Here is a 236-nt window from a genome sequence, read left to right on the forward strand (position 1 = left end):
TCTAAGAACCAATTTAAAAATGAAATTGTAGCATAATCTTTATCATTTCGAGCTAATTCTGAAAGATTATAGAAACGTTGAGTAACATCACGTTCTTGAGCTAAACTATCTTTAAATGTTTCTAAAATAGAAGAAAATTCTACTTTAGGAGCTTTAATTGTATCAAAGATGGCATGTTCGCCACGATCATTGATATAGTCATAGATTTTTTTACCGTGGAAACGTTCCTCTTTAGC

1 protein-coding gene is annotated in these 236 nt (G+C 30.5%); it reads right to left on the minus strand.

The window, feature by feature from the left end; all coding sequences use genetic code 11:
* The coding region (locus GNF10_RS39665) for a ferritin-like domain-containing protein (RefSeq protein WP_260446400.1) at positions 1-236 on the minus strand (236 nt) is incomplete at both ends.

It is taken from the genome of Nostoc sp. UCD121 (assembly GCF_014222285.1).
GTDB lineage: Bacteria > Cyanobacteriota > Cyanobacteriia > Cyanobacteriales > Nostocaceae > Nostoc.